Origin of the sequence: Clostridium sp. D43t1_170807_H7 (assembly GCF_015555905.1) — a bacterium.
Classification (GTDB): domain Bacteria; phylum Bacillota; class Clostridia; order Clostridiales; family Clostridiaceae; genus Clostridium.
On the sequence record NZ_JADNLK010000001.1, the window covers coordinates 194,747 to 221,407 of the forward strand.

Here is a 26,661-nt window from a genome sequence, read left to right on the forward strand (position 1 = left end):
AGGTTAAAACCCTAATAAGTTTCTTTAAAATATTCTTTTAACTCAGTTTACTAAATTTATAGATTAACTTGCCACTTGTCACTTATCACTTGTCACTCTCTAAACCATGCTTGCTATAGCATAATCTTCTACTGCTTCTTCAATCTTTACCTCTACTATTTTACCAGTAATATCAGCCGACATGCAATGCACTATTACTTTTATATAATTTCTCGTATATCCTTCATAGAAATCTGGTTTATCCTTTATTTCTTTTTCTATTAAAACATCCATTACTCTTCCAATAAACTTTTCAGTAAATGCATGCTCATTTTTATCATTTAACTCTATTAATGCCTTACTTCTTATATCTTTTATAGTTCCATCTAATTGGTTTGGCATATCTGCTGCCTTAGTTCCCTTTCTTGGACTGTACTTAAATACATGAGTTTTAGTTAAATGAATTCTTTTTAAATATTCATAAGTTTCATTGAATTCTTCTTCCGTTTCCCCCGGGAATCCAACAATTACATCTGTAGAAATTGATACATCTGGCAATGTTTCTCTTAACATATTGACAGCTGCTTCATATTCTTCAGCTGTATATCTTCTATTCATTCTTTTTAATGTTGCATCACAACCACTTTGAAGTGATAAATGGAAGTGTGGACATAGCTTTTTAAATCCCTTGATCTTTTCAACAACTTCTTCTGTAAAGAATGCTGGCTCAATTGATCCTATTCTAATTCTCTCTATTCCATCTATCTTTTCTATTTCTTCTATTATATTTATTAAATTTATATTACCTTCTAAATCTAGTCCGTATGAAGCCGTATGTATTCCTGAAAGTATAACTTCCTTAAATCCATGAGCTGCTAATTCTTTAACTTCTTCTAAAACCTTATTTGGATCCTTTGAACAAACTGATCCTCTAGCATAAGGTATTGTGCAGTATGTACAAAATCTATTACATCCATCTTGAATCTTTAAAAATGCTCTAGTTTTATCTTGATAATCTTCTATTTTTAAATCTTCAAACTTTTTATTTTGTAGTACAGGTTGAACATGCACTTGTGGCTGACCTTCATCCTTAGCCTTATTAACATAATAAACTACATCACCTTTATTTCTTGTACCTAGGACTACATCTACCCCTGGTATTTCAGAAACCTCTTTAGGCGCCATTTGAGAATAACATCCAACTGCTGCAATTATAGCATCGGGATTAGCTCTTCTTGCTCTACTTATTATTTGTCTTGATTTTTTATCTCCCATATTAGTAACTGTACAAGTATTTATTACATATACATCAGAAAACTCATTAAAATCCACTACTTCATATCCTTCTCTAATGAATTTTTCCGCCATGGCTTCTGATTCATATACATTAACTCTACATCCTAATGTAGCAAATGCAACTTTCATTAATCATTTCCTCCTAAATCACTAAGCTCATATTGTATTAAAGATGTTGCAACAAACCCAGCTGTTTCAGTCCTTAATATTCTTTTTCCAAGAGTAACTATATGAGCACCTTTATCTTTAAGTCTTTCAATTTCGTATTCTTCAATTCCGCCCTCTGGACCTACAAATATTCCAATATTTTTAATATTATCAATAGTATTACCTTTTCTTAATTCATTAATCAATGTCTTTATACCAAAATTATTTGCATTTTCATATGGAACTATTAATAAATCTAAAGAATTCATTTTTTCCAAAACTTCATCAAATTCAATAGGCTCTAAAACTTTTGGAATTATACTTCTCTTACTTTGCTTTGCAGCTTCTAAAGCTATTCTATTTAATCTATCTAGCTTTTTAAACTCACCTTTCAATTTAACATCTACTCTATGAGTTATTGTTGGAATAAATTCAGTAATTCCAAGTTCTGTTCCCTTCTGAACTATTAAATCCATCTTTTGAGATTTTGGTAGACCTTGAAATAAATATATCTTAACATCACTTTCATTGTTTGATTCCAATTTTTCTAATATTTCTATTAAAACCTCTTGTTTAGAAACAGATGTAACTTTTCCTAAATATTCAACACCTTCACAATTGTTTAATGTTACTTTCTCACCTTCAGAAATTCTAAGAACCTTATATATATGTTTTACATCATCACCAATTATTTTAGCTACATCTCCATTAATTAATTCTTTTGGAGTAAAAAATTTATGCATTACTTCATTCTCTCCTAAAAATTATTTTAATTTTGCAACTATGCAGTTCCATTCACCATCTCTATTTTTTTCTATAACTTCAAACCCAGTAGCTTCAAGTTTTTCACAAACCATATCAACTCTATCATGAATTATTCCTGATGTTATGAAAACTCCACCATCTTTTAATACTCTCTTGACATCATCTGTTAATATACAAATTATTTCTGCTAATATATTTGCAACAACTATATCAGCCTTTCCATCAATAACTTCTACAAGATTTCCATGAAGTATTTCAATGTTATTTAAATTATTATATCCAACATTTTCTATTGAAGATTCAACTGCAACTGGGTCTAAATCTACACCAACAGCTAATTTTGCTCCAAGTTTTGCTGCAGCTATAGCTAATATACCTGATCCACATCCAACATCAAATACTGTACTTTCTTCTTTAACATATCTTTCTAAAGCTTGAATACACATTCTTGTAGTTTCATGTGTTCCTGTTCCAAAAGCCATACCTGGATCTAAATCCACAACTAATTCTCCATCTTTAGCTTCATATTCTTCCCATATTGGTTTTACAACAATCTTTTCACCAACTTTTGATGGTTTATAATATTGTTTCCATGTATTAGCCCAGTCCTCTTCATGCATTTTTTCATGCTCAACTTTAGCTTCCCCTAAATCAAGTCCCATTTCCTTTAATTCTGACAATCTTTCCTTAACATATGCTAATACATCTTCAATATTATCTTCTTCTGCAAAATAAGCCTTTACAACTGCAACTTTTCCTTTATGCTCTAAAACATTTATATCTGCAAAATCCCATGTTAATGGTCCTTGCTCTCTTCCTAAAATATCCTCAGGATCCTCTATTGCGACACCTTTACAGTCTAAACTATAAAAAATTCCTGATATTGGTTCTAACGCCTCGCTTTTAGTTATTACTCTAACTTCTATCCATGTTCCATCCATTACTGAATCATCCTTTCACTTCTTTTCTCTTTGACTAATACTATATTTTACACGTATGTTTACATAAAGTCTAGAATAATTTATATACAAAAAGGATAACTATATTTTATATCTAGTTATCCTCAAATAACAAATTTAAATTGCTATATCTTTATTATCATTTTCTTTTTTCTTGTATTTACTAAACCTAACTTTTCTAATCATTTTATTATTAGCCATATTATAAGTAATTGTTCCTATAAAAACAAATATTATACCCAACTGTGGAGCATACAAAGTACAATCTACAATTCCCTGAATAATTACCATTGTATTTATAGCTGCAATTAAAGGTAACATTTTATTATGTCTCTTATATAACTTTATCATATCTTTATATAAGTTAAACTTGATATATAAATATATTAAAAGTCCTATAACTCCTAAAGTTACTAAAAATGTTAACCATAAATTATGAGGATGAATTAAAAAAGTAATTATTTTATTATGTAAATTCGGCTCATCACTATAAACAAAATTTGATCCATGCTGCATCATACCCAACATTCCCCATCCAGTGATAGGTTTTTTTAACACCATGTTTATAGCCCCAATCCATATACGATATCTAGAATTGAAAGATGTTACTAACTCGCCGATAGGTGTTGTATTAGCAACTTTATTTTGAACTATAAAAAATAAAATAGAGCTTAATCCTACAGTAATAGAAATTGCTATTAGACCTTTTATATCTTTTTTTTCTTTTAATATATAATATATAAATATTGATCCTACTAAAGCAATAAATGCTCCTGTTGATTCTGTCAATAACAAGGCTACAATTACTAGTACAATTGAAAGATTATAAATTATATAGTCTTTTCTCCCTTTATCAATACATTTTAAATAAAAAATCATTAATATTATGTTACCGAACCAGGCTCCTGCCATATTAGGATTTCCAAAAAAACTAAAAACCCTATGTTGTGGCATTCCTATTAAAATAAATACTATCTTTTCTATTACTCCTCCAATGGCTGCAATTACACTTAAGTATACTATATACTTAATAACTATATTTATTCTGCTCATTTTAACAAAATAATTTTGTGAAAATACATTTAAGGCAAAATATAAAAACAATACAAAAGAGGATAATAAAGATAATAAATCTTTATTTACAATACTACTAAATACAGAATATATAAACAATAAAAATAAACCTATATTCCAGTAATTTTTTTCTATTTTTAATTTTTTTCTAAATAATAAGTTCACTGCATATACAGCTGGAATTACAGCTGTAAAAGGTGAAAAAACAATCATAATAATAAAATATATCATAATTTACCACCAATATTTTTTTATTTACACCCTTTGGTGTAACCGCCTTAGTATACACACAATAAAAACTTTATTCAAAAACTGTAACTATCTTTTTATTAAATTTAGCATAAATATTTTAATATATACTTAGTATCTCCAATAAATATTTTTATTTATCTAATAACAAGACGTTTACATATATATATATACTAATAATGTTGCTATAAATTATATATATTTCTAACTTTTCTTTTTATTTGATATTCTTTTAAGTTTTTTTGTATTTATAGGCATTTTTATCAATACATATATAAAAAGATTGCAGTATGCAATCTTTTTATACCTAATTATATATAGCAATTAAAAATTTAGTTTTTATTCCTTGAGCTGTAAACATTTCTTCATGCTCAGTTGTAACATTTCCCTCAAATCCGCTATTATGTAAATCATATGTAATATACTTAATTTCTAAGTTACTTTCCTTAAAATACTCAAGTGATTCTTCAAATAGTTCATCATCATCAGTCTTGAACCAAATTTCTGAACCCTTTTTTAAGAACTTCTTATATTTTTCAAGTTGTCTTGTATGAGTTAATCTTCTCTTTTTATGACGCTCCTTAGGCCATGGATTACAGAAATTAATATATATTCTCTCTATAACATCATCTTCACTTAACATATCATCTATTAATAATATCTCCTGAGACATAAGAGCAACATTATCCACTTCGTGGCCTACTTTCTTATATGCCTCTTCAATATTTCTTTTAGCTAAAACTAACACTTCATCCTTTATATCTACTGTTATATAGTTTATATTAGGATTTTCAGATCCATGAACAGCCATAAATGTTCCTTTTCCACATCCTAATTCCATGTATATTGGATTATCATTTCCAAAGAACTCTTTCCATCTACCTTTGTACTCACTTGGTTTTTGTATGAAAAATTTACAACTTTCTAATTCAGGTCTTGCCCACGGCTTTCTTCTCATTCTCATAACTTTTGTTCACTCCAAATCATTTCTTTAAGTTTATAGATTAATTATACTGATTATTTCTTTTATTTCAACTCTCTATAGAGCTTTCTATTAACTTTAAGTCTTATAATAATAAATCCACAATATACAATCTCTACTTCAAAAGATAGTATATTGTGGATAATATAAAGGATTATTAGTTATTATTAACAATTATATTTTTCAACTAAAGCCTTAAATTCACTTTCATTGTTCTTTATATAATCAATAAAGTTTTTATTAGCAGAATTTAACTTATTAGCTAATTCACAAATAAACATTGGAATATCTTTTCTAGCAATATCCCCATAGCACTTTCCTAATCTAGCCTCACCCTCTACAAAACTTCCATCAACATGAATTTCATAAGCTTCTTCTATAACATCATTAATTCTCTTTTTCTTTCCTGTAAATCCTATTTCAGCTATTTCATGTACACCACAAGAGTTACCACAGCCTGAGAAATATAATCTAGGTAATAAATCAATATTTGAAACATTTTCTTTAACATAATTTAATGTTTCTCTTAAAGCTTCTTGGCTTTCACATATACCTATTTGACATGTTGGAACCCCTATACATGCTACACTATAATCAAATGAAGTTGTTCCGCCCATTGCTTTTGTAACATCTAATAACTCTTCTGCTTCTTTTCCATTTAAGTTTCTAAAGTATACACCTTCTGTCATTGATAATCTAATTTCAGGATCATCAAATTTTTCTAATGTTGATATAATAACTTTTAAATCACTTAGCTTCATTTGGCCACCTACTGGATGTACATAAACACTATATAATCCTAGTTGCTTTTGTGCTACTAATCTTGAATTAATTATATTTGTTTCTATACCAGCTTTAGTATACTTTTTAGGCTCAACTGACAATTTATAATTTTCTTCATTTTTAACTATTTCAACATATTTTTTATATTCATTTATAAAGCCTTCTTCTCCTAATTTATCAACTATATATCTTATACGAGCTTTAGCTTTATTTTCATAATTTCCTTCAGCCTTAAATAATCTAACCATTGCTTCAACATAGTTTAATACTTCACTAGGTTCAATAAGTTCTGGATATATTAATGCAAGCTTAGGATTTCTTCCTAATCCTCCACCAATATATACTTTAAAGTATTCTTTACCATCTTTATTTACTGCTAAGAACCCTAAATCTTGAACTGTACAATGTGCTGTATCACTTGAAGCATTAGAGAAAGATACCTTTAATTTTCTTGGCAATTTGTACGTAGTTATTCTCTCCATAAAATACTCACCAGTAGCTAATGCATATGGTGTTGGATCAAATGCTTCTTCTTTATCAACACCTGATAATGGTGATAAAGCAACATTTCTTGGAAAGTTACCACCTGCTCCTCTTGTATATATATCCTTATCTAAAGCTTCCTTCATCAAATCACATACTTCATCTATTGATAATCCATGATATTGAATTGCTTGACGAGTAGTAAAGTGTACTCTTTCTAATTTATATTTTTCTGTCCAATCACATATCATCTTTAGTTGTGGCATAGTTATTATACCTGAAGGTATTCTAAGTCTTAACATAAACTCTTTTCCACCACGATGAGCATATAATCCCATGCCACCTGATGCATGTTTAAAATCAGCAACAGATATTTCCCCATTCATAAATTTATGTCCAACTTTTCTAAACTCTTCGATTTCTGGTAAAAGTATTTCTTTTAAATTTTCCATCTTATCACCTCATATTATTGCTACTCTTTTTAATATTCCTACTTATCATAACAAATATTCACTTCTCTATTATATCTACAATCCACTCCCTTTTCTATTATTTAACTATTTAAATATTTAATTATAACCATTAACTTCTTAAATGTTTACTAATTTTTAAAATTTATATCAATTGCTTTTTTCAGTTTTTTCTATAAAATGAACATAAATATACATAGTTATAAGAAGTCATTATATTTATGTATAGCCATTAATTTAAATAGACATGAAGAAGTTACTAAAGTATTAAATGAACTTAATTAAGAAAAAAAGATGTTGCAAATTTGCAACATCTTTTTTATTTCTTATTAAATAAATCCTTTAAGCCTTTCTTATGTGTTACTTCTCCATCAACACTTTCTCCACAGGCTTCCATAAACGCTTCTAAAGCTTCTTTTTGTTTAGAATTTAAATTCTTAGGAATATCAACTATTACCTTTACGTATTGATCTCCTCTAGCGTTTGAGTGAACTTTAGGCACACCTTTCCCCTTTAATCTGAACATAGTTCCTGATTGAGTTCCAGCTGGAATAGTATACTTAACATCTCCATCTACTGTTGGAACTGTTATTTCAACACCTAAAGCTGCTCTACCCATTGATATATGAGTTTCTATATAAATATCATTTCCTCTTCTATCAAACTGTTTAGACTTAGCCACATTTATTCTAATATATAAATCTCCTGGAGGCCCATCATTAGAACCATGTTCTCCTTGACCTCTAAGCGGCATTACATTACCTGTATCAACACCAGCTGGTACATTTACTTTAATCTTTCTAGTCTTTCTTACTTTACCTCTACCGCTACAGCTTGAACATGGAGTTTCAACTATTGTTCCTTTTCCTCCACATCTATCACATGTAGAAGTACTTACAAAGCTTCCAAGTGGAGTTTGTCTTTGAACTCTAACTTGCCCACTTCCATTACATGTTGGACATGTCTTTCTTGAAGTTCCCGGTTGTGCACCAGTTCCTCTACATGATTCACAATTTTCATGTCTGTTTATAGTGATTTCTTTTTCTACTCCAAATATAGCTTCTTCAAAAGTTAAATTTAAAGTATATTCTATATCTGAACCTTTTACTGGGCCATTTCTTCTTCTTGAAGAACCGCCACCACCGCCTCCAAAGAAGCTTTCAAATATATCTCCAAATCCTCCCATATCTGAGAAGTCAAAGCCACCAAATCCACCTGCTCCAAATCCACTTCCATCAAAGTCAGCAGTACCAAATTGATCATATCTAGCTTTCTTTTCTGGGTCAGAAAGTACTTGATATGCTTCATTTATATCTTTAAATTTTTCTTCTGCTTCCTTATTACCTTGATTTTTATCAGGATGGTATTTAATAGCTAGCTTTCTAAAGGCTCTTTTTATTTCATCATCACTTGCACCTTTTTCAAGACCAAGAACAGCATAATAGTCTTTATTTGCCATCTATATACTCACCACCTATTTATATTTAACTTAGTCTATATTAACATTTATAAAAATATTCGTAAACACCTAAACTTTTAAAAAGGGAAGACGACTTTTGTCTTCCCTATTCATATTAATTATATTATTTATCTTCTTTTACTTCAAAATCAGCATCTACTACATTATCATCATGAGCTGGTCCATGATTAGCATTTCCACCCATATTGTTTGGATCAAATCCTGCACCTTGCGCTCCTGCCGCACCTTGAGCATCAGCATACATCTTTGAAGATATAGCATAGAATTCTTGAGTTAATTCCTCTGTAGCCTTCTTAATAGCTTCTAAATCTTCTCCATCTTTAACAGCTTTTAATGCATCTAATTTAGCAGTTATTTTAGCTTTATCATCAGCAGAAATCTTATCACCAAGTTCTTCTAATTGTTTTTCAGTTTGGTAAGTTAATTGATCTGCATTATTCTTAGTTTCTATTGATTCTTTTCTCTTCTTATCTTCTTCAGCAAATCTTTCAGCTTCTTTTACAGCTCTATCTACTTCTTCATCACTTAAGTTAGTTGAAGCAGTAATTGTGATGTTTGCTTCTTTACCAGTTCCTTTATCCATAGCAGATACTTTAACAATACCATTAGCATCTATATCAAAAGTAACTTCGATTTGTGGAATTCCTCTTGGAGCTGGAGCAATACCTGATAAAGTAAATCTACCTAAAGTCTTGTTATCAGCTGCCATTTGTCTTTCACCTTGTACTACGTGAATTTCAACTGATGTTTGACCATCTGCTGCAGTTGAGAATACTTGGCTCTTCTTAGCTGGTATAGTTGTATTTCTTTCGATTAATGGAGTAGCAACTCCTCCTAAAGTTTCAATACCTAATGTTAATGGTGTAACATCTAGTAATAATACGTCTTTAACTTCTCCAGTTAAAACACCTGCTTGAATTGCAGCACCCATAGCTACACATTCGTCTGGATTAACTCCCTTTGAAGGTTCTTTTCCAGTAAAGTTCTTAACAGCTTCTTGAACTGCTGGAATTCTTGTTGATCCACCAACTAATATAACTTTATCTATTTGACTAATTGAAAGTCCTGCATCAGATAATGCTTTCTTCATTGGTTCAATTGATCTTTGAACTAAATCATGAGTTAATTCGTTGAATTTTGCTCTAGTTAAGTTCATATCAATATGTTTTGGACCTGTTGCATCAGCTGTAATAAATGGTAAGTTGATGTTAGTTTGCATTGATGAAGATAATTCAATCTTAGCTTTTTCAGCAGCTTCTTTTAATCTTTGAACTGCACTCTTATCGTTTCTTAAATCAATTCCATATTGAGCTTTAAAGTCATTTGCTATATAATCGATAATCTTTTGGTCAAAGTCATCTCCACCTAAGTGAGTATCTCCATTTGTTGATAATACTTCGAATACTCCATCACCTAATTCAAGGATAGATACGTCGAATGTACCTCCACCTAAGTCATAAACAAATATCTTTTCGTTTTGTTCAGTTTTATCTAATCCATAAGCTAATGAAGCAGCTGTTGGTTCGTTTATTATTCTTAATACTTCTAATCCTGCTATTCTACCAGCATCTTTAGTTGCTTGTCTTTCAGCATCATTAAAGTAAGCTGGAACTGTAATAACAGCTTGAGTTACAGTTTCACCTAAGTAAGCTTCTGCATCAGCTTTTATCTTTTGAAGTATCATTGCTGATATTTCTTGTGGTGAATAAGTTTTATCATCAATCTTAGTTTTGTGATCTGTTCCCATTTCTCTCTTAATTGAGATTATAGTGTGTTCTGGATTTGTAATTGCTTGTCTTTTAGCTATTTGTCCTACTAATCTTTCACCGTTAGCTTGGAATGAAACTACTGATGGAGTAGTTCTAGCACCTTCTGAGTTAGTGATAACTACTGGTTCTCCACCTTCCATAACAGCTACACATGAATTTGTTGTACCTAAATCAATACCTATAATTTTTCCCATAATTTTTTCCTCCTCGAATCACATATCTATTTAAAGATTTTCCTTGATTTGCTATTTTGCTACTGTAACCATTGAGTATCTGATTACTTTTTCGCCTTTTTTGTATCCTTTTTGGTATACTTGAGCAACATCATTAGTATTTAAATTTGCATCTTCAACCACTGAAATTGCTTGATGTACATTAGGGTCAAAACCATTAGTTGTATCTATTTCTTCAACACCTAATTTTTCTAAAGCGTTTAAGAATCCTTTTATTGTCATCTCAACACCTTTTTTAATATCTTCTACATTACCATCTACAGCTAAAGCTCTTTCTAAGTTATCTGCTACAGGCAGCACTTCTTTTAATACATCTGTGCAAGCATCTGTATAAATACCTTCTTTTTCTTTTGCTGTTCTTTTTCTATAATTGTCATACTCAGCAGTTAATCTAAGTAATCTATCTTTTAATGCATCTAATTCATTAGAAAGTTTTTTATTTTCATCTTTTAACTTTCTTATCATTGATAAATCATCAGTTTCAGAATACTCTTCTATTATTTCTTCTACTTCTTCATTTTCTGTAGCCTCTGTATTCTCTTCTACTGTATTACCTTCTTCTAGTATTTCTTCATCTCTTAAATCCTTGTTTTCCTCCATCTTTACACCTCATCTCTATTTATTCAATACTCTTGGTCCTTAAGACTTTTATTTAATTCTTTCATTACTTGTGCCATTATAGAAATAACTTTCGAGTAGTTAATTCTCTGTGGACCAATAAGGCCGATACTTCCAATTGGTCTTCCTCCTAAGGAGTACTCTGCTGTTATTACTGAACAGTCCTTAGCTTCTGGAATATAATTTTCATCACCAATTTTAATTGAAATATCACCACTACCTTCTAGTAGCTCTATTACACAATCTTTATTACTTATTAATTGAAGTACTTCCTTAGCCTTTTCAATATCGTTATACTCAGGATAATTGAAAAGATTAGTGGCTCCCTCAACAACTAACTCTGATTTTGAACTATTATTTAGACTTTCATATAAAGCTGGAAGCATTGCATTAAATAAATCATCAAATCCTACTAAGTCATTTTTAAGCCTATTAATAACTTCTAAATTAATAGCTTCAATTGTTAAGTTTTTAAGTTTAGAATTTAATACCTCATTAATTCTAATAAGTTCCTCATTACTTGGTACAGCCTTAACTTTAATTCTATGATTTTTTATAACACCACTATCTGTAACTATTAAAGCAATTAAATTCAATTCATCTATTTTTATTAATTGCAATGATCTTATATAACTTCTTTTCATAGAAGGCGTTTGAACTATACAAGTTAAATTTGTTAATTCAGATAATAAAACACAAGCTTCCTTTAAGATAGTATCAACTTCATGCATTGCTGAATTAATTAAATACTCTTTAATTCTTAGTTCTTCATCTTTACTTAGCTTTGGTGTTTCCATTAACTTATCAACATATAATCTGTATCCCTTACTAGATGGTATTCTACCTGCTGATGTGTGAGGCTGTTCTAAATATCCCATTTCCTCTAAATCTGCCATTTCATTTCTTATAGTTGCAGATCCCACACCTAAATCATACTTCTTAGCTATTGTTCTTGAACCAACAGGTTCTCCTGTTACTATATAGTCATTAATAATGGCTTGAAGTATTCTTATTTTTCTTTCATCAATAGCCATTTCATCACCCCTATTGTTAGCACTCATTAAAGTCGAGTGCTAATGACTACATTATCAATATATTCTTATTTGTTTTTTTTGTCAATTTCATATTTCTTTAAATTTTCAACTATTTTTTTATATAATTTGATTCTTTCAGGATTATCTCTTTGCATCTCTAAATTTCTCCTTATTACTTTACTTTTCATTTTTATGATTTATCTAATATAAAATCTGACATTACACTGTTTGATAACTCCATCCCTTTAGCTGTTAAAAACATTTTATTTTCCTCAACAACAAGTAATCCATCCTTTATATTCTTCTCAATGACTTCTTTATATATACTATTTATATCTACACCAAATTTTTTCTTAAACTTTAATAAATCTATGCCTGAAACCATTCTTAATCCCATAAAAACAAACTCTTCCATTTCATCCTCAATGGTATTTTCATACTTATCTATTACTACACTTATATTATTATTTATCTTTTCTATATAATCATTTATATTACTTGTATTTACCAATCTATATCCATCAATATAAGAGCTACTTGCACTTCCAACACCAATATATTCTTCTAATGACCAGTAAACCTTATTATGCTCACATTCCTTTCCAGGCAAAGCAAAATTAGAAATTTCATACTGATGATATCCATTAGATTTTAATATATCCTTAGTTAATTTATCCATTACTCTTTCATCATCTTCACTTGGAAGTTCAAGCTTATCTTTTTCGTATAATTTATAAAAAGCGGTCCCTTCTTCAATTATTAGACTATATGCTGAAATATGCTCTGGTCTTAATTCAGATATTTTTTCTAAAGTATCCTTCCAGTCCTGTATAGTTAAATTTGGAAGACCATACATTAAATCTATATTGATATTGTTGAATCCTATTTTTCTTGCTAAGTTGTAGTTTTCTAAAAACTCTTTAAATGTATGTATACGACCAATTTTTTTTAATAACTGATTATTACAAGATTGAAGCCCAAAGCTTATTCTATTTATTCCGTATTTCTTCATTATTTTTAATTTATCTTCATTTACCGTCCCTGGATTACACTCTATAGAATATTCTAACTTATCTGATAAATTCAATTTAGATACTGCTATAAGAAGTTTTTCAAGCTCCTTTTCTTCAAGATATGAAGGTGTTCCACCTCCAATAAAAATAGTTTTTATTAAATAATTAGAACATTTATCTTCTATTTCCTTAATTAAAGCCTCAACATAATCTTCTCTGAATCTTTCTTTTCCTGCGAATGTTGGGAAATCACAATAAAAACATCTTTGCTTACAAAATGGTATATGTATATATAAACTAACTTCTTTCATTATTTTTCCTCCAAGTTTATTTTTTAATTATGAAAAAAGACATTGCAAAAGCAATGTCTTTTTATTAGTCTACTTTAAGAACAGCCATGAATGCTTCTTGTGGTACTTCTACAGATCCCACTTGTCTCATTCTCTTCTTACCTTCTTTTTGCTTTTCAAGAAGCTTCTTCTTTCTTGAAATATCTCCACCGTAACACTTAGCAAGTACGTCTTTTCTCATAGCCTTAACTGTTTCTCTAGCTATAACTTTAGATCCTACTGCTGCTTGAATTGGAACTTCAAACATTTGTCTTGGAATAATTTCTTTAAGCTTTTCAGCAATTCCTCTACCTTTATGGTAAGCTCTTTCCTTAGGAACTATCATTGATAAAGCATCAACTACATCTCCATTTAATAATATATCAAGCTTAACAAGTTCAGTCTTAGTATATCCTTTAAATTCATAATCAAAAGATGCATATCCTCTTGTTCTTGATTTTAAAGTATCAAAGAAGTCATATACAATTTCATTTAATGGCATATCATAGTTAATACAAACTCTTGTAGTTTCTAGATATTCCATATCGATAAATGTTCCTCTTCTCTCTTGGCATAAATCCATTATAGCTCCAACATAATCAGTTGGTGAAATAATAGAAGCTTTAACGACTGGCTCTTCCATATAATCTATTTCAGTTGCTTCTGGTAAATTTGTTGGATTTGTTAAATCTAAAACTTCTCCATTAGTCTTTGTTACTTTATATACAACCGAAGGAGCTGTTGTTATAATATCTAAATTAAATTCTCTTTCTATTCTTTCTTGAATTATTTCCATGTGAAGTAATCCTAAGAATCCACATCTGAAACCAAATCCTAAAGCTATAGATGTTTCAGGTTCAAAATCTAAAGCTGCATCATTTATTTGTAATTTTTCTAATGCTTCTTTTAATTCATCATATTTAGCTCCATCTACTGGATAAATACCTGAGTAAACCATCGGTACTGCCTTTTTGTATCCTGGAAGCGCCTCTGCTGTTGGTCTATCAGACTCTGTTATAGTATCACCAACTCTAGCATCTGCAACATTTTTTATAGATGCAGTTATATATCCAACATCACCAGCTCTTAATTCACTTATAGGCATTAATTTTGGTGTGAAAACTCCAACTTCTGTTACATCATACACTTTATTTGTTGCCATAAGCTTAATTTTAGTTCCTGGCTTAACAATACCATCTTTAATTCTTACATAACAAACAACACCTTTATAACTATCGTAGTAAGAATCAAATATTAAAGCTTTTAACGGAGCTTCTTCATCTCCAGTTGGAGCAGGAACCCTTTCCACTATAGTTTCTAACACTTGTTCTACATTCAATCCAGTTTTAGCTGATATCATAGGTGCATCTTCAGCCTCTATTCCTATAACATCTTCAATTTCTTGTTTTACTTCATCTGGTCTTGCTGAAGCTAAATCTACTTTATTAATTACTGGAGCGATTTCTAAATCGTTATCTAATGCTAAATAACAGTTTGCTAAAGTTTGAGCTTGAATACCTTGTGTAGCATCAACTACTAGTAATGCACCTTCACAAGCAGCTAAACTTCTTGATACCTCATATGTAAAGTCTACGTGTCCTGGTGTATCAATTAAGTTTAATATATATTCTTCTCCATCTTGGCGTCTATATATTAATCTAGCAGCCTGAGACTTAATTGTTATACCTCTTTCTTTTTCGATCTCCATATTATCAAGAACTTGCTCTTCCATTTCTCTTTGTGTAAGAGTCCCTGTAATTTCTAATAATCTATCCGCTAGGGTTGACTTACCGTGGTCTATATGTGCTACGATTGAAAAGTTTCTAATCTTTGATTGTCTATTACTTTGCATATATCTTAACTGCTATTTTATTAAGCAGCTTCTTCACCCCCATATTGTTAAATCAAGCTAAATTATAACATAGAGTATAGAGTAAGTGTCAAGAATATTAACATGGAAATCACATTAAGATTACTAGGATTTTATTAATTATTAATATTTTCAATAAAATCATCTACACTTTTATCAAAATCATTCTTGTCATCCTCATCTGTTTTTACGCTATCTTCATTATATTCACTATTAGTTTTTGTACTTTTATTTATTTTATCCTTTATATTTATAAAAGCATTATTTATATATTCTCCAGCAGTCTTTATAGTATTCATAAATAAATTATCACTAGTCAATTTAATTTCCTTATTATATATCTTTACAGTTGCTAAACCATCCTTCTTTTCTCCAACATAAATTTTCACTGTACTATTATCTTTAATGAATTCTTGAAAATCTTCTCCAAACTCCTCACTTACAACTTTAAAGTTATCATCAGTATTCCCCAATGGTGATAAAGATTCTGTATTTATTATATTTATCTTTACAAAGCCTACAATAAGTAAAATCACTGCAAATATAGGTATAAGAATTTTTTTAATAATTTTCAACCTAAAACCTCCTTCTTAGCTAACTTTATAACATATATAGTAATAAAAAAATGAGCTCCTTAGTTATTAGCTATAAGGATGCTCACTTTTCAAACTTTTATTCAATTATTCTTTACCATTTAAATGTTCTGCAATTAACCTAGCTAAATATTTTGCACTTAACTTTGCTTCTTGCGCTGTATTAAGATCTGTTCCAAACTCTGTCAATATACATGCTGGACTTAAATCTTGATTAAAGTTGTTTGATCCACGATTGTATTCATAAAGACCAACTCCATTATTTCCATCTGCAAGCAATCCTGGGAAAAGCTCTTCTGAAGTAGAAATCATGTCACTTACTGCCTCCATCATTTCCGTATAATATGGTGAAGCCTTTGAAGTAACAAACATAATTCTTGCTAAACTTTGCCCATTAATTTCTACCGTGGTTCTATCCTTACTAGGACCACTATTTCTATGCAAATCTATTACTAATTTTAAATTAGGAAATTGATTTAAATAACTTTGCACCGTTGGTCCTGATCTATAATAAGATTGATTATAAGGACTAGTATCGTGTATTGTTTTATCATGAACTGCTGATATTCCATATCCTTCTTCTAACTCTTGTGCCAATACATCACCTACACCAACAACACTAAAATCTTCTTCTTCAGTATCTGCTCCAGCTTCCGCATAGCCTTCATGAGTATGAGTATGATAAATTAATACTTCTACATTTGAAGCATCTAATGTTTTCTTAAGTGAAGGATCATAAGCAGCACTAGTTTTATTAAGCTCTGCTAAATCTTCTTCTGTAACTCTAGCAATACTTTCTTCCTTAACAACGTAGGGCTCAAATAAATTAAAGGTTGATTTTGCGCTATTATCTAAATTACCGTTACTATTAACGTTATTTATATTGCTAAAAAAAGCTACTTCATTACCTATTATTCCATAAGTAGTTATCTTATTTAATCCTAAAGCTTCAACTATTACTCTTTTAATAGTAACTTTATTTTCTCTATATGCTGTACTATCATATATTTGTGTTTCAACCACTGGCATGGAGTAATTAAGCAATTGTACATACGCCAATCCACCACGCTCTCTATAATTATTAAGAATACTACCAGCTCTTATAAAAAATATAATCATAAGAGCTAATAGAACTATATATCCTATGCTAATACCACTTTTCTTTCTCTTAACATTATTAGTTTCATTAATCCACTGCATTTTATATACCTCCTCATTCTTTATAAATATATGGGAGGTTTTACATAATTATTAATAAATAATTTTAATTCATAAATTTATTTATCTCTTCCATATCCATATTAGGCTGAACTGCGATATTAATTCCGTTTGCTATTATTTTTGATAAAGATTCAATAACTGTATCAACATCTTTTGGAGTAACCATTAAATCTCCAAATGATGGATTTAATATTTCTCTAATAAGCATATTCTTCTCATTTCTATCTACGCTTTTTAGCATATTATAAAAGTCTTTTCCTTGTTGTGCTTTACTACATAAATCATCTAATAACAAATCCATAGTATCATTTGCTATAGTTGCAGCATCAACAACAGTTGGAACTCCTACAGCTAATACTTTAACCCCTAAACTTTTTTCATTTATTTGCATTCTATGATTTCCAACTCCAGCACCTGGTGAAATTCCTGTATCTCCAATTTGAATAGTTCTGTTTACTCTTTCTAATCTTCTAGATCCTAATGCATCTACGCATATTACTAAATCTGGTTTAATTTTATCAACTAATGATTTTATAACTTCTCCAGTCTCTATTCCTGTAATACCTAAAACTCCAGGTGCTATTGCACATACTGGTCTTACAGAATCATCTATTGCCTCTGGCATTACTTGTTTTAAATGCCTTGTTATCATAATTTTCTCTGTGACCTTTGGTCCAAGTGCATCTGGCGTAACATTCCAATTTCCAAGTCCTACAACTAATACAAGTTTATCCTCAGAAATATCTACAAGTTTTTTCATAACTCTTCCTACTACTAATGATAATTCATCCATTGATTCGCCATCATAAGGGGTAAATTCAGGAAAATCTATAGTTATATAATGACCTTTTGGCTTACCCAATTCTTTTCCGGCCTCATCACTTTCAATAGTTACAGTAGTAATTTTAACCTCGCCTTCCATTTCTTCATCAACTTTAACACCATCAAGCTCTCTTTTATTCTCCTCTGTATATGCCTGCTTTGCTTCAATTGCAAGGTCTGTTCTAACACTTATCATAATATTCCTCCTAAAATTTATTACTCCTCAAATGTATTTTCCCAAATAAGTTTTAATTTCATACTTGAACTTAAAAACTTTAGGTGTTATAATATGATTTGTTGAAAATGAACTCGTACGCAGATTTCCCCAAAAACTGCAGAGGCCCTATAAAATATCAAGGGGGTGAATTGAATGGCAAATATTAAATCAGCACAAAAAAGAATTAAAGTTACTGAAAAGAAAACTTTACAAAACAAAATGGTTAAATCAGCTTTAAAAACTGCTATAAAGAAGTTTGAAGCTGCTGTAGCTGCTAACAATGCTGAAGAAGCTAAAGCTTTATTCGTTAAAGCTACTAAGTCTTTAGACATGGCTGCTCAAAAAGGTGTAGTTCACCAAAACATGGCTGCTAGAAAGAAATCAAGATTAGCTGCAAAATTAAACGCTATGGCGTAATAAATAAGAAGCCGGTGATTTTTCACCGGCTATTATTTTACACTTTTTAAATTATGAAATATTGTTATATTTTTTTATCTATTTTTATTTAATTAAACTTTATTTAAAAATATATCTATTTAACCATAAATGTTTTAAATAACATAAGCTCCATTTCCATTTGCTTTTCTGAAGCAGAAGATTTTAACTTTAATTCAGTCTCTACACAAACTCGAATAAGTTCACTTAATTGTTTCACAGTAAATTTAGCTGCTTGATTCATTAATTTTTCACAAACAAATTGAGGTAATCTATATTTAGACATAAAAAAATCTATTCTTTTTCCTTGTACTAAATATACTTTAATTTCATATAATCGTCTAAAATGATTTCCTATAGATGATATTATCAACATATGCTGATCCGCTTTAAACAATAATTCATCTAGCAAATCTAATGCCTTTTCAACCTTTCTAATAGAAATATATTCTACAAGGTCAAATATATCATCTTCACTTTTATTTTGAATTAATTTATCAATATCTTCCTTAGTTATTTCTCTTCCAAGAGCATAACAATCTAATTTATCAATTTCTCTTTTTATAATATCAAAATTATTTTGTACCTTATCTGCAAAGTATCTTAATTGTATCTTTCCTATAGTTCTACCCTTCTCTTTAAATAAATCATCAATCTTCTTATAATATCTATCCTTCTTTAATTTATCACAATGAACTACTTTAACATACTTATCTAGAGTTGTTAACTTTTTATTTTTCTTAGGAGTATCTCTCTTATCATTAAACAAATAATACATAATAAGAATTGTATAAGATGGTAAATCCTTGATATATTTTAAGATTTCAGTATAAGTTTTAGTTCCTTCTTTATCTGGTTTTTCTTTTAAGAAATTAGCTCTATATACTACTACAACTTTTTTATCTCCAAAAAAAGGTAATGTTTCACAAGCATTTTCTATCTCATCAAATGTGGTTGTTAGTCCATCTAATTTGATAAGATTTAAATCTAAAAAGTCCCTTTCAACAACCTTATTTATTATAGAGTTAACACTTATTTTTATAAGTTCCTCATCTAAACCACAAAATATATAGCCATTTGCTATATTATTGTTCTTTATTTCACCCTCTAGTATATCTATATTAATCAATTGTTTTATTCACTCCTAGCTAATTGTTTATTATTTTATCATTAAAAAACATAACTTCTTTTATATCACCTTTTCTAAAATCTATTATATCATATTCATTATTTAGATTTTCATAATTTACAAATAATAAATATTTATTATTTTTTGTATGTAAAATATAGTTTTCACCGTATTTTTTTATCTTAATTTTTCCTTTAATATTAACTTCATTAAAGTCTTCATATATATTATTTGCTAAAGAAACTGCCATAAGCTTTTCCTCATCAATTTCATCTTTTGTTTGAATAAGCACTCTATCTCCCTTATAGCTTATTAAAAGTCCTCCTTCGTTATAATACCTTATTTTAGGCAATGGTGAATATATTAATACTAGTATATAGAAAAATATAATTAAAGGGTAATATATAAATCTTTTAAATCCTTTTTTATAAAAATAATATGTTATTAATAAAGATATATAAAAATACGCTACAGTATAATGAAAATATATCAAATCAAATGACATATTATCTATTTTATACATAATTATATCAATATATTTAATTATATAATGGCATACATACATAATGTAATTAAAGACACTTGAAATCTCTACTATGAATATTAATATATTTCCTAAAACCACTAGAACATTTATAAAAGGAATTACAACGATATTTCCTACTATAAAATTCAATGATACTTCATTGAAATATAATATTATAATGGGTAATGTTAATATTTGTGCACTTAATGAAATTGCAATAGTATTTCTAATAGAATTCGGTAATTTATATAATTTTTTATTCAAATCTTTATTAAATAATATTATTCCTAAAGTAGCTAAAAATGAAAGTACATATCCAATATTATAAATATAATATGGTTTAATCAGTAGTAATATTATCCCTGCTAAAGATAATGATGCTAAAGGGTTATAATTACGCTTGACAATTTTTCCAAAGGTTAATATAACTATCATTATATATGCCCTTACAGCAGGCGCTGAGGCACCAGAAAACAATACATATACCAATGCCAATATTAAACTCAGTTTTACTCCTAATAACTTGCGTAATACGTTATATACTAAAACTAAATGTAGACCTGAAATTGAAATAACATGTGATATACCTAAACTCTTCATTAACTCCTTATGATCATCATTTAATTCACCTTTATATCCAAATGATACTGATGTTATTAAAGCAGCTTTTCTTTCTCCTAACTTACTTTCAATACTTTCAAATACATATTTTCTTCTTTTATAAAGCTTATCAATAAAATCAGATTTTAAAACTTTATAATCTTCTATTTTATAATCTCCAATTACTCCATTGCTTATATTCTTATTTTCAGTAAATTTACCTTTAACTAATATTTTATTTCCTACTTCTATATTTTCATTAATATTGGATAAGCTAACTATTCTTCCATTAACTTCTCCTTTCCCATAATAATTTTTAACTTCAGTTATTCTTACCTCTTCAACTTCTTTGGGAGTATAATTATAAAAACATATAGTATTATTTAATGCTGCAACAAAAAATAAAACTAATATGAACATTATATACTTACCTTTAAAATACATTATAAAAATAAAAAAACTGACAACATAAAAACTTGCCAGAATAATATTTTTGCTATATATTTCATAACTGAAATATGATAATATAAACACAATAAATATATATGGTAATGGGTTATTAAAGCCCTTATTATTCATACTATCCACCTTGGCAACACCTCATTAAATAAGCATTACCAAATTTCTAATATATAAATCACAAACATAAAAAAAAGACTTTACTTAGTTAGTAAAGCCTACAATAACTTATTATATTTTATATAATTAATTATAAAAATTTAATAGCTATAGGTAAATATACAAAAAATCCTATAGTGAATATAATATGAAGCTTCCTATAAAGCTTATAATCTTTCTTCATTATCATTCCAGTTATTGCAATAGCTATCATAATAACTGAAAAACCTATATACTTTATAAGTCCTTCTTGTCCAATTCTATTAATTAATTCTCCTATCATTGCTACTACTGAGATAGATCCTAAAATTATATGTGTTTTTAGATACACTTTCCTTTTTACCTTTAATAATTTTAATACATAATAAACTATTAATGATAAACAAAAAAACATAGATGATATTCTTTCCATTATAATTTCCTCCTACTTTATCTTTTGTAAATTAATAATTTTCATTAAGCCATTTCTCTTCTGGCAGTTTCCATGGCTCTCTTTTCTTCTGGAGTAATTGTCTTAACTCTAAATATAAAATAATATAATTTAATTATTATTAATACTATAATAGTTATTCTCATAGGTAATACATCAACTAATATTAAAGGAAAAGCTAACATAAAATTAACGAAACTTAGTAATACAACTTTTTGTTTTAGTGTCATAGCCCTTTCTTTAACAAAGCTCTCTAAGTGCTTTTTATAAATATTTGTGTTTGTAAACCAGCTATGAAATCTCTCAGATCCCTTTGCAAAACAAAATGATGTCACTAATAAAAATGGTGTTGTTGGTAATATAGGCAATATTACTCCTATAAGGCCTAATCCAAGTGTTATAAAGCCTAAAGTTATATAAAAATATTTTTTTACTTTATTCATGTTTTACTCCCCTTTTAATTAATACTTTTTATATTTCCTAATATCTATCCCTTATTTATTTAACGCATGTCTAACAAGTTCAACTGGATTATAAATAATAAGTCTTGGCCCAGAAAACTTCATTACTTCCTTTACCTTTTCCTTCATATCCTTTTTGTAACAATGAATTGGACATCTTGAACAAGTGGATTTATTTTCGCCGAACTTACAAAAACTAAGTCTTTTATGTGCATATTCTAATAGTTCTGCACACTCTTCACATAGTTCCCCCTTATTATTACCATGCTTTTTGCGACAATATATATCTATCATTAGTTTTATAGTCTTTTTTTCCCTATCTATTCTTCCCATCCTAATTTCCTTTTCAATCTATCAATGATAATCATTATCATATATTTTTTCTTATAAAAGACTGTATCAAAATTCATAATTATATTATGATACAGCCTTTAATTAATTAATTTAACACTAACTTGCTATTTTCAAGCTTATAAGTTTTATTGCAAACAGCTGTTGTTGACTTTCTATGTGAAATAAGTACTATTGTCTTATCTTCACAATTCTCTTTTATTGATTTTAGTATTTCACCTTCATTTAATGTATCTAAATTACTTGTAGGCTCATCTAAAATTAAAACATCTCCATTACTTAAGAAGGCTCTTGCTAATCCTATTCTTTGCTTTTCTCCAGAAGAAAGATTGCCTCCAAGTTCTCCAACCTTTGTATCGTATCCTTTAGGTAAAGTTTCTATAAACTCATGTATAGATGCCATCTTAGCAGCCTTTATTACCTCTTCTTTAGTTGCATTTGCATTACCTATTTTTATATTATCCATTATAGTTTCATTGAATAAATATGTTTCCTGACTAACTAAAGTTTGGCTATTTCTAAGAGATGCAGTATTAACCTCTTTAATATTTTTATTATCTAAGTTAATTTTACCTTCATTTACATCCCAAAATCTCATCATAAGCTTAACAAATGTACTCTTACCAATTCCACTTTCACCTATAAGGGCTATCTTATCCCCTCTTTTTATATGAACTGATGTATTATCAAAAATCTTTTCTTTTCTATTTGGGTAAGAGAATGTTACATTATCATACGCTATTGATTCACCATTTACTAAGTGTCCATCTGAAACTTCCTCTACATGTGGCTCTTCATCAATTAAATCAAATAATCTTTCTGCACAAGCAAAAGTTTGAAGTAATGTATTTGAAAGGTTACTTAAAGCAACTACTGGTCCAAAAGATGAAGCAATTATTACTATAGCTACAAGCATCCATGTAAATGAAATATTCCCTATTGAATATTGTGCAAATCCAACTCCAACAAAAGTTAATATAGCAATCATTATGGTTAAATCTGTGATAGCTCTTATTATACCTTCATGCTCTTTAATTTTATCAAGACTTTCATTTATTCTATGTGACTTTGAGTTAATTTCATTTAATCTCTCATCACCTGATTTAAATAATAATACTTCCTTAAGTCCTCTTAAAGAATCAAGTATATAGTTGTTACATTCACCAAACATATTTCTATAAGCAACCCCTGCTTCTTTACCTAAACTAGAAGAAGCATAAGGAATTACAAATCCAACTATTAAGAAGAATATTACTGATAAAACTCCAAACCAAGGATTTATTATAAATAATATTATAGAAATAATGCTATTAGTTATTATTGCAATTGATATTGGAGCTATTGTATGAGCATAAAATACCTCTAAAAGCTCAATATCTGAAGTTATTAACGAAATAAGATTTCCCTTTTCTTGCCCCTCTAATTTAGCAGGTGCTAATTTTCTAAGCTTAGCAAATATCTTATCTCTTAATATATATAGTATTTTAAAAGCAATATAGTGGCCAGATAATTGTTCACCATATCTTAGAAATCCTCTTAAAAGTGCACTTATAGCCATAACTATCATTGCACCAGTAAAGCTAATAAATGTAATATCACCTATAAATGCGCCTATAGCTATTGCTCCAAAACTAGCTATAGCTATTGCAGCTAAAAATCCTATAACACCCATACTTATAGTAATTGCCATAATTGGAGCTAATGGCTTTAGCTCTACTATTAATCTCTTCATTATTTGGAAGCCTGATCTTCTTTTCATACTAGCAAACCTCCCTTATCATTTCTAATTCATTTTGCTTATTAACCATATCATAATAATACTTTTCTTTACTCATTAACTCATCATGAGATCCACTTTCTACTAAATGACCTTTATTCATAACATAAATCTTCTTAGCATCTTTTACATTAGCTAATCTATGAGAAATTACTAATATAGTCTTATTTTTAGAAAGTTCATAAATTGCTTCCCAAATACTTTCTTCACTTTCAACATCTATATTTGAAGTTGCTTCATCAAAAATTATCATTGATCTATCTGCCAATATAACTCTAGCTAAAGCTAATCTTTGCTTTTGCCCCCCTGATAATGCACTACCTGCTTGACCAACATCAGTTAATAGTCCATCTTTTAATTCCTTAACAAAATCATATAATCTTGCAGTTTTTAATGCCTCATTAATTTCTTCCTCTGATGCATCTCTCTTGGCCATTAGTAAATTATCTAGAATAGTTCCATTAAATATATAACTATTAGTAGAAACTAAAGCTATATTTCCATAAATATTATCTAAAGATATATTTTCTATATTAGTATTATTTACTTTTATTTCACCTTTAGTAACTTTATTATTATTTAATATAAGTGATGCAATTGTACTCTTACCTGAACCACTTTCCCCTACTATGGCAACTAATCCACCTGGTGTAATTTCCATACTTATGTTATTTAATACTTTTCTTTCACCATCATAACTAAAATCAACATTTTCTAATGTTACATTTATATCACTAAATTTAATTTCTTCTTTAGTTATTACATCTTTCTCTCTTTCTTCAGCATCTAAAATACCAAACATTCTATCACTTGCTGCCATACCATTCATAGCTATATGGAAGTAAGAACCTAAAAGTCTAAGTGGTATAAAGAATTCTGATGAAAGTAATATTATAATAAGTAGACTTCCTACAGGAATCTCTCCGTTTTTAAATTGAATTAATGCAACAATTGTACCTGCTGCAGCACCACCAAAAGCTACTAAATCCATTATTGTTATTGAATTTAGCTGCATACTTAAAACCTTCATAGTTATTTTTCTGAATTTTTCAGCTTCTTTATTCATTTTCTCATGTCTTTTTTCATCAATGTTAAATACTTTTAATGTAGTTAATCCTTGAAGGTTTTCTAAGAAAGTTCCACCTAAATCTGAATAAGACTTCCAATAATCCTTTAATATTCTTTTAGCAATTTTCATAATTGCAATTATTGATATAGGTATAAGAGGTACACAAAGTATAAATACAAGTGCTGCTTTAAATGAAATAAAACTCATAAAAGCAAATAATGTAACTGGAACTAAAAGTGCATAGAAAAATTGTGATAAATATTTTCCAAAATAAATCTCTAACTGCTCTATTCCCTCAACAGATACTTGAACCACCGCTGATGTACTTTCAACATTAGTATATCCAGTACCTAATTTTAATAGTTTTTTGTAAATAAGTTCTCTTAATGTCACCCTTGCATTTGCAGAAGCTGCATTTGAAAATTTAGCATATAAAATATTGCATAAATATCTCGTAGCTAATAAAATTGCTATAATTATAATTCCTGATAATAACGAAATATTTCCCCATATTTTAAAATTCATCATAGCTCCAAAAACACTTTGTCCATCAAGGTCTAATGTTTTACCTATATAAATCTTATTAATAAATTGACCAATTAGTATTATAGTAACTATATTACATAAAACTGCAATCCAATTAACCAATATAGTTAATGCTATGTACTTTTTAGAATCTTTACATAGGTTTATTAACCTTTTATTTATCATCATAATATATATTCCTCCTTTGAATCTTTTAATCATTTGAAATAAACTCTCAATTGATATTTATTATTGCTTAATATAATATACCCTAATTGATAATTATTTTCAATACTTTCATTAATAAATTTTCTATTTTTGTATTATAATTAACTTATAGTACATATTTTAGGA

Annotated in this window: 23 protein-coding genes; 1 reads left to right on the plus strand and 22 read right to left on the minus strand. The window is 28.7% G+C overall.

The window, feature by feature from the left end; genetic code table 11:
* Positions 1 to 99: 99 nt before the first annotated feature.
* The 15 genes from mtaB to gpr form a co-directional block, all read right to left on the minus strand.
* On the minus strand, positions 100 to 1,404 hold the full coding sequence (gene mtaB / locus I2E98_RS00940) for a tRNA (N(6)-L-threonylcarbamoyladenosine(37)-C(2))-methylthiotransferase MtaB (RefSeq protein ID WP_195467109.1): 1,305 nt from the start codon (positions 1,402 to 1,404) through the stop codon (positions 100 to 102).
* Entirely contained in the window at positions 1,404 to 2,165 is a 762-nt protein-coding gene (locus I2E98_RS00945; RefSeq protein ID WP_195467110.1) for an RsmE family RNA methyltransferase, read from the minus strand. Before I2E98_RS00945 ends, mtaB begins: the two co-directional genes overlap by 1 nt.
* Before the next feature lie 21 nt (positions 2,166 to 2,186).
* Positions 2,187 to 3,128: a 50S ribosomal protein L11 methyltransferase gene (gene prmA / locus I2E98_RS00950; RefSeq protein ID WP_195467111.1), complete on the minus strand. Its 942-nt coding sequence runs from the start codon at positions 3,126 to 3,128 to the stop codon at positions 2,187 to 2,189.
* Between the two features lie 135 nt (positions 3,129 to 3,263).
* Positions 3,264 to 4,451 carry an O-antigen ligase family protein gene (locus I2E98_RS00955; protein WP_195467112.1) on the minus strand — a complete coding sequence of 396 codons (1,188 nt, stop codon included), beginning with the start codon at positions 4,449 to 4,451 and terminating at the stop codon, positions 3,264 to 3,266.
* Between the two features lie 325 nt (positions 4,452 to 4,776).
* Entirely contained in the window at positions 4,777 to 5,433 is a 657-nt protein-coding gene (gene trmB, locus I2E98_RS00960) for a tRNA (guanosine(46)-N7)-methyltransferase TrmB (protein WP_195467113.1), read from the minus strand.
* Between the two features lie 185 nt (positions 5,434 to 5,618).
* Positions 5,619 to 7,169, minus strand: a complete 1,551-nt coding sequence (locus I2E98_RS00965; RefSeq protein ID WP_195467114.1) for a nitrite/sulfite reductase — start codon at positions 7,167 to 7,169, stop codon at positions 5,619 to 5,621.
* Positions 7,170 to 7,506: 337 nt separating this feature from the next.
* Positions 7,507 to 8,646: a molecular chaperone DnaJ gene (gene dnaJ / locus I2E98_RS00970; RefSeq protein ID WP_195467115.1), complete on the minus strand. Its 1,140-nt coding sequence runs from the start codon at positions 8,644 to 8,646 to the stop codon at positions 7,507 to 7,509.
* A 124-nt stretch (positions 8,647 to 8,770) separates the two neighbouring features.
* Positions 8,771 to 10,630, minus strand: a complete 1,860-nt coding sequence (gene dnaK / locus I2E98_RS00975; protein ID WP_195467116.1) for a molecular chaperone DnaK — start codon at positions 10,628 to 10,630, stop codon at positions 8,771 to 8,773.
* Positions 10,631 to 10,681: 51 nt separating this feature from the next.
* Positions 10,682 to 11,269 carry a nucleotide exchange factor GrpE gene (gene grpE, locus I2E98_RS00980; protein ID WP_133014778.1) on the minus strand — a complete coding sequence of 196 codons (588 nt, stop codon included), beginning with the start codon at positions 11,267 to 11,269 and terminating at the stop codon, positions 10,682 to 10,684.
* A gap of 23 nt (positions 11,270 to 11,292) precedes the next feature.
* Positions 11,293 to 12,321, minus strand: coding sequence for a heat-inducible transcriptional repressor HrcA (hrcA, locus tag I2E98_RS00985; RefSeq protein ID WP_148322071.1), 1,029 nt, complete (start codon positions 12,319 to 12,321; stop codon positions 11,293 to 11,295).
* A gap of 190 nt (positions 12,322 to 12,511) precedes the next feature.
* The gene (hemW, locus tag I2E98_RS00990) at positions 12,512 to 13,645 is read right to left on the minus strand and encodes a radical SAM family heme chaperone HemW (protein WP_195467117.1); all 1,134 of its coding nucleotides are present in this window, start codon (positions 13,643 to 13,645) and stop codon (positions 12,512 to 12,514) included.
* A gap of 64 nt (positions 13,646 to 13,709) precedes the next feature.
* Positions 13,710 to 15,515 (minus strand): translation elongation factor 4, encoded by a 1,806-nt coding sequence (gene lepA, locus I2E98_RS00995; protein WP_195467118.1) that lies wholly within the window; start codon positions 15,513 to 15,515, stop codon positions 13,710 to 13,712.
* Positions 15,516 to 15,649: 134 nt separating this feature from the next.
* Positions 15,650 to 16,108, minus strand: coding sequence for a hypothetical protein (locus I2E98_RS01000; protein ID WP_195467119.1), 459 nt, complete (start codon positions 16,106 to 16,108; stop codon positions 15,650 to 15,652).
* Between the two features lie 105 nt (positions 16,109 to 16,213).
* Entirely contained in the window at positions 16,214 to 17,326 is a 1,113-nt protein-coding gene (locus tag I2E98_RS01005; RefSeq protein WP_195467120.1) for a stage II sporulation protein P, read from the minus strand.
* Between the two features lie 64 nt (positions 17,327 to 17,390).
* Positions 17,391 to 18,365 carry a GPR endopeptidase gene (gene gpr, locus I2E98_RS01010; protein WP_148322079.1) on the minus strand — a complete coding sequence of 325 codons (975 nt, stop codon included), beginning with the start codon at positions 18,363 to 18,365 and terminating at the stop codon, positions 17,391 to 17,393.
* A gap of 174 nt (positions 18,366 to 18,539) precedes the next feature.
* Between gpr and rpsT the strand changes: the two genes are divergently transcribed.
* Entirely contained in the window at positions 18,540 to 18,803 is a 264-nt protein-coding gene (gene rpsT, locus I2E98_RS01015) for a 30S ribosomal protein S20 (RefSeq protein WP_133014421.1), read from the plus strand.
* Positions 18,804 to 18,918: 115 nt separating this feature from the next.
* Here the strand turns inward: rpsT and holA are convergent, their stop codons facing one another.
* The 7 genes from holA to I2E98_RS01050 all read right to left on the minus strand — a co-directional run bounded on the left by holA (position 18,919) and on the right by I2E98_RS01050 (position 26,496).
* Positions 18,919 to 19,950 (minus strand): DNA polymerase III subunit delta, encoded by a 1,032-nt coding sequence (gene holA, locus I2E98_RS01020; protein ID WP_195467121.1) that lies wholly within the window; start codon positions 19,948 to 19,950, stop codon positions 18,919 to 18,921.
* A 19-nt stretch (positions 19,951 to 19,969) separates the two neighbouring features.
* Positions 19,970 to 21,496, minus strand: coding sequence for a ComEC/Rec2 family competence protein (locus tag I2E98_RS01025; protein ID WP_195467122.1), 1,527 nt, complete (start codon positions 21,494 to 21,496; stop codon positions 19,970 to 19,972).
* A gap of 289 nt (positions 21,497 to 21,785) precedes the next feature.
* Positions 21,786 to 22,106 (minus strand): hypothetical protein, encoded by a 321-nt coding sequence (locus tag I2E98_RS01030; RefSeq protein ID WP_195467123.1) that lies wholly within the window; start codon positions 22,104 to 22,106, stop codon positions 21,786 to 21,788.
* Positions 22,107 to 22,150: 44 nt separating this feature from the next.
* Complete coding sequence (locus tag I2E98_RS01035; RefSeq protein WP_195467124.1) at positions 22,151 to 22,567, minus strand: YbaN family protein; 417 nt, start codon at positions 22,565 to 22,567, stop codon at positions 22,151 to 22,153.
* A gap of 51 nt (positions 22,568 to 22,618) precedes the next feature.
* Complete coding sequence (locus I2E98_RS01040; protein ID WP_195467125.1) at positions 22,619 to 22,918, minus strand: nitrous oxide-stimulated promoter family protein; 300 nt, start codon at positions 22,916 to 22,918, stop codon at positions 22,619 to 22,621.
* Positions 22,919 to 23,024: 106 nt separating this feature from the next.
* Positions 23,025 to 24,695, minus strand: a complete 1,671-nt coding sequence (locus I2E98_RS01045; protein ID WP_195467126.1) for an ABC transporter ATP-binding protein — start codon at positions 24,693 to 24,695, stop codon at positions 23,025 to 23,027.
* Position 24,696: 1 nt separating this feature from the next.
* Positions 24,697 to 26,496 (minus strand): ABC transporter ATP-binding protein/permease, encoded by a 1,800-nt coding sequence (locus tag I2E98_RS01050; protein WP_195467127.1) that lies wholly within the window; start codon positions 26,494 to 26,496, stop codon positions 24,697 to 24,699.
* Positions 26,497 to 26,661 lie beyond the last annotated feature (165 nt).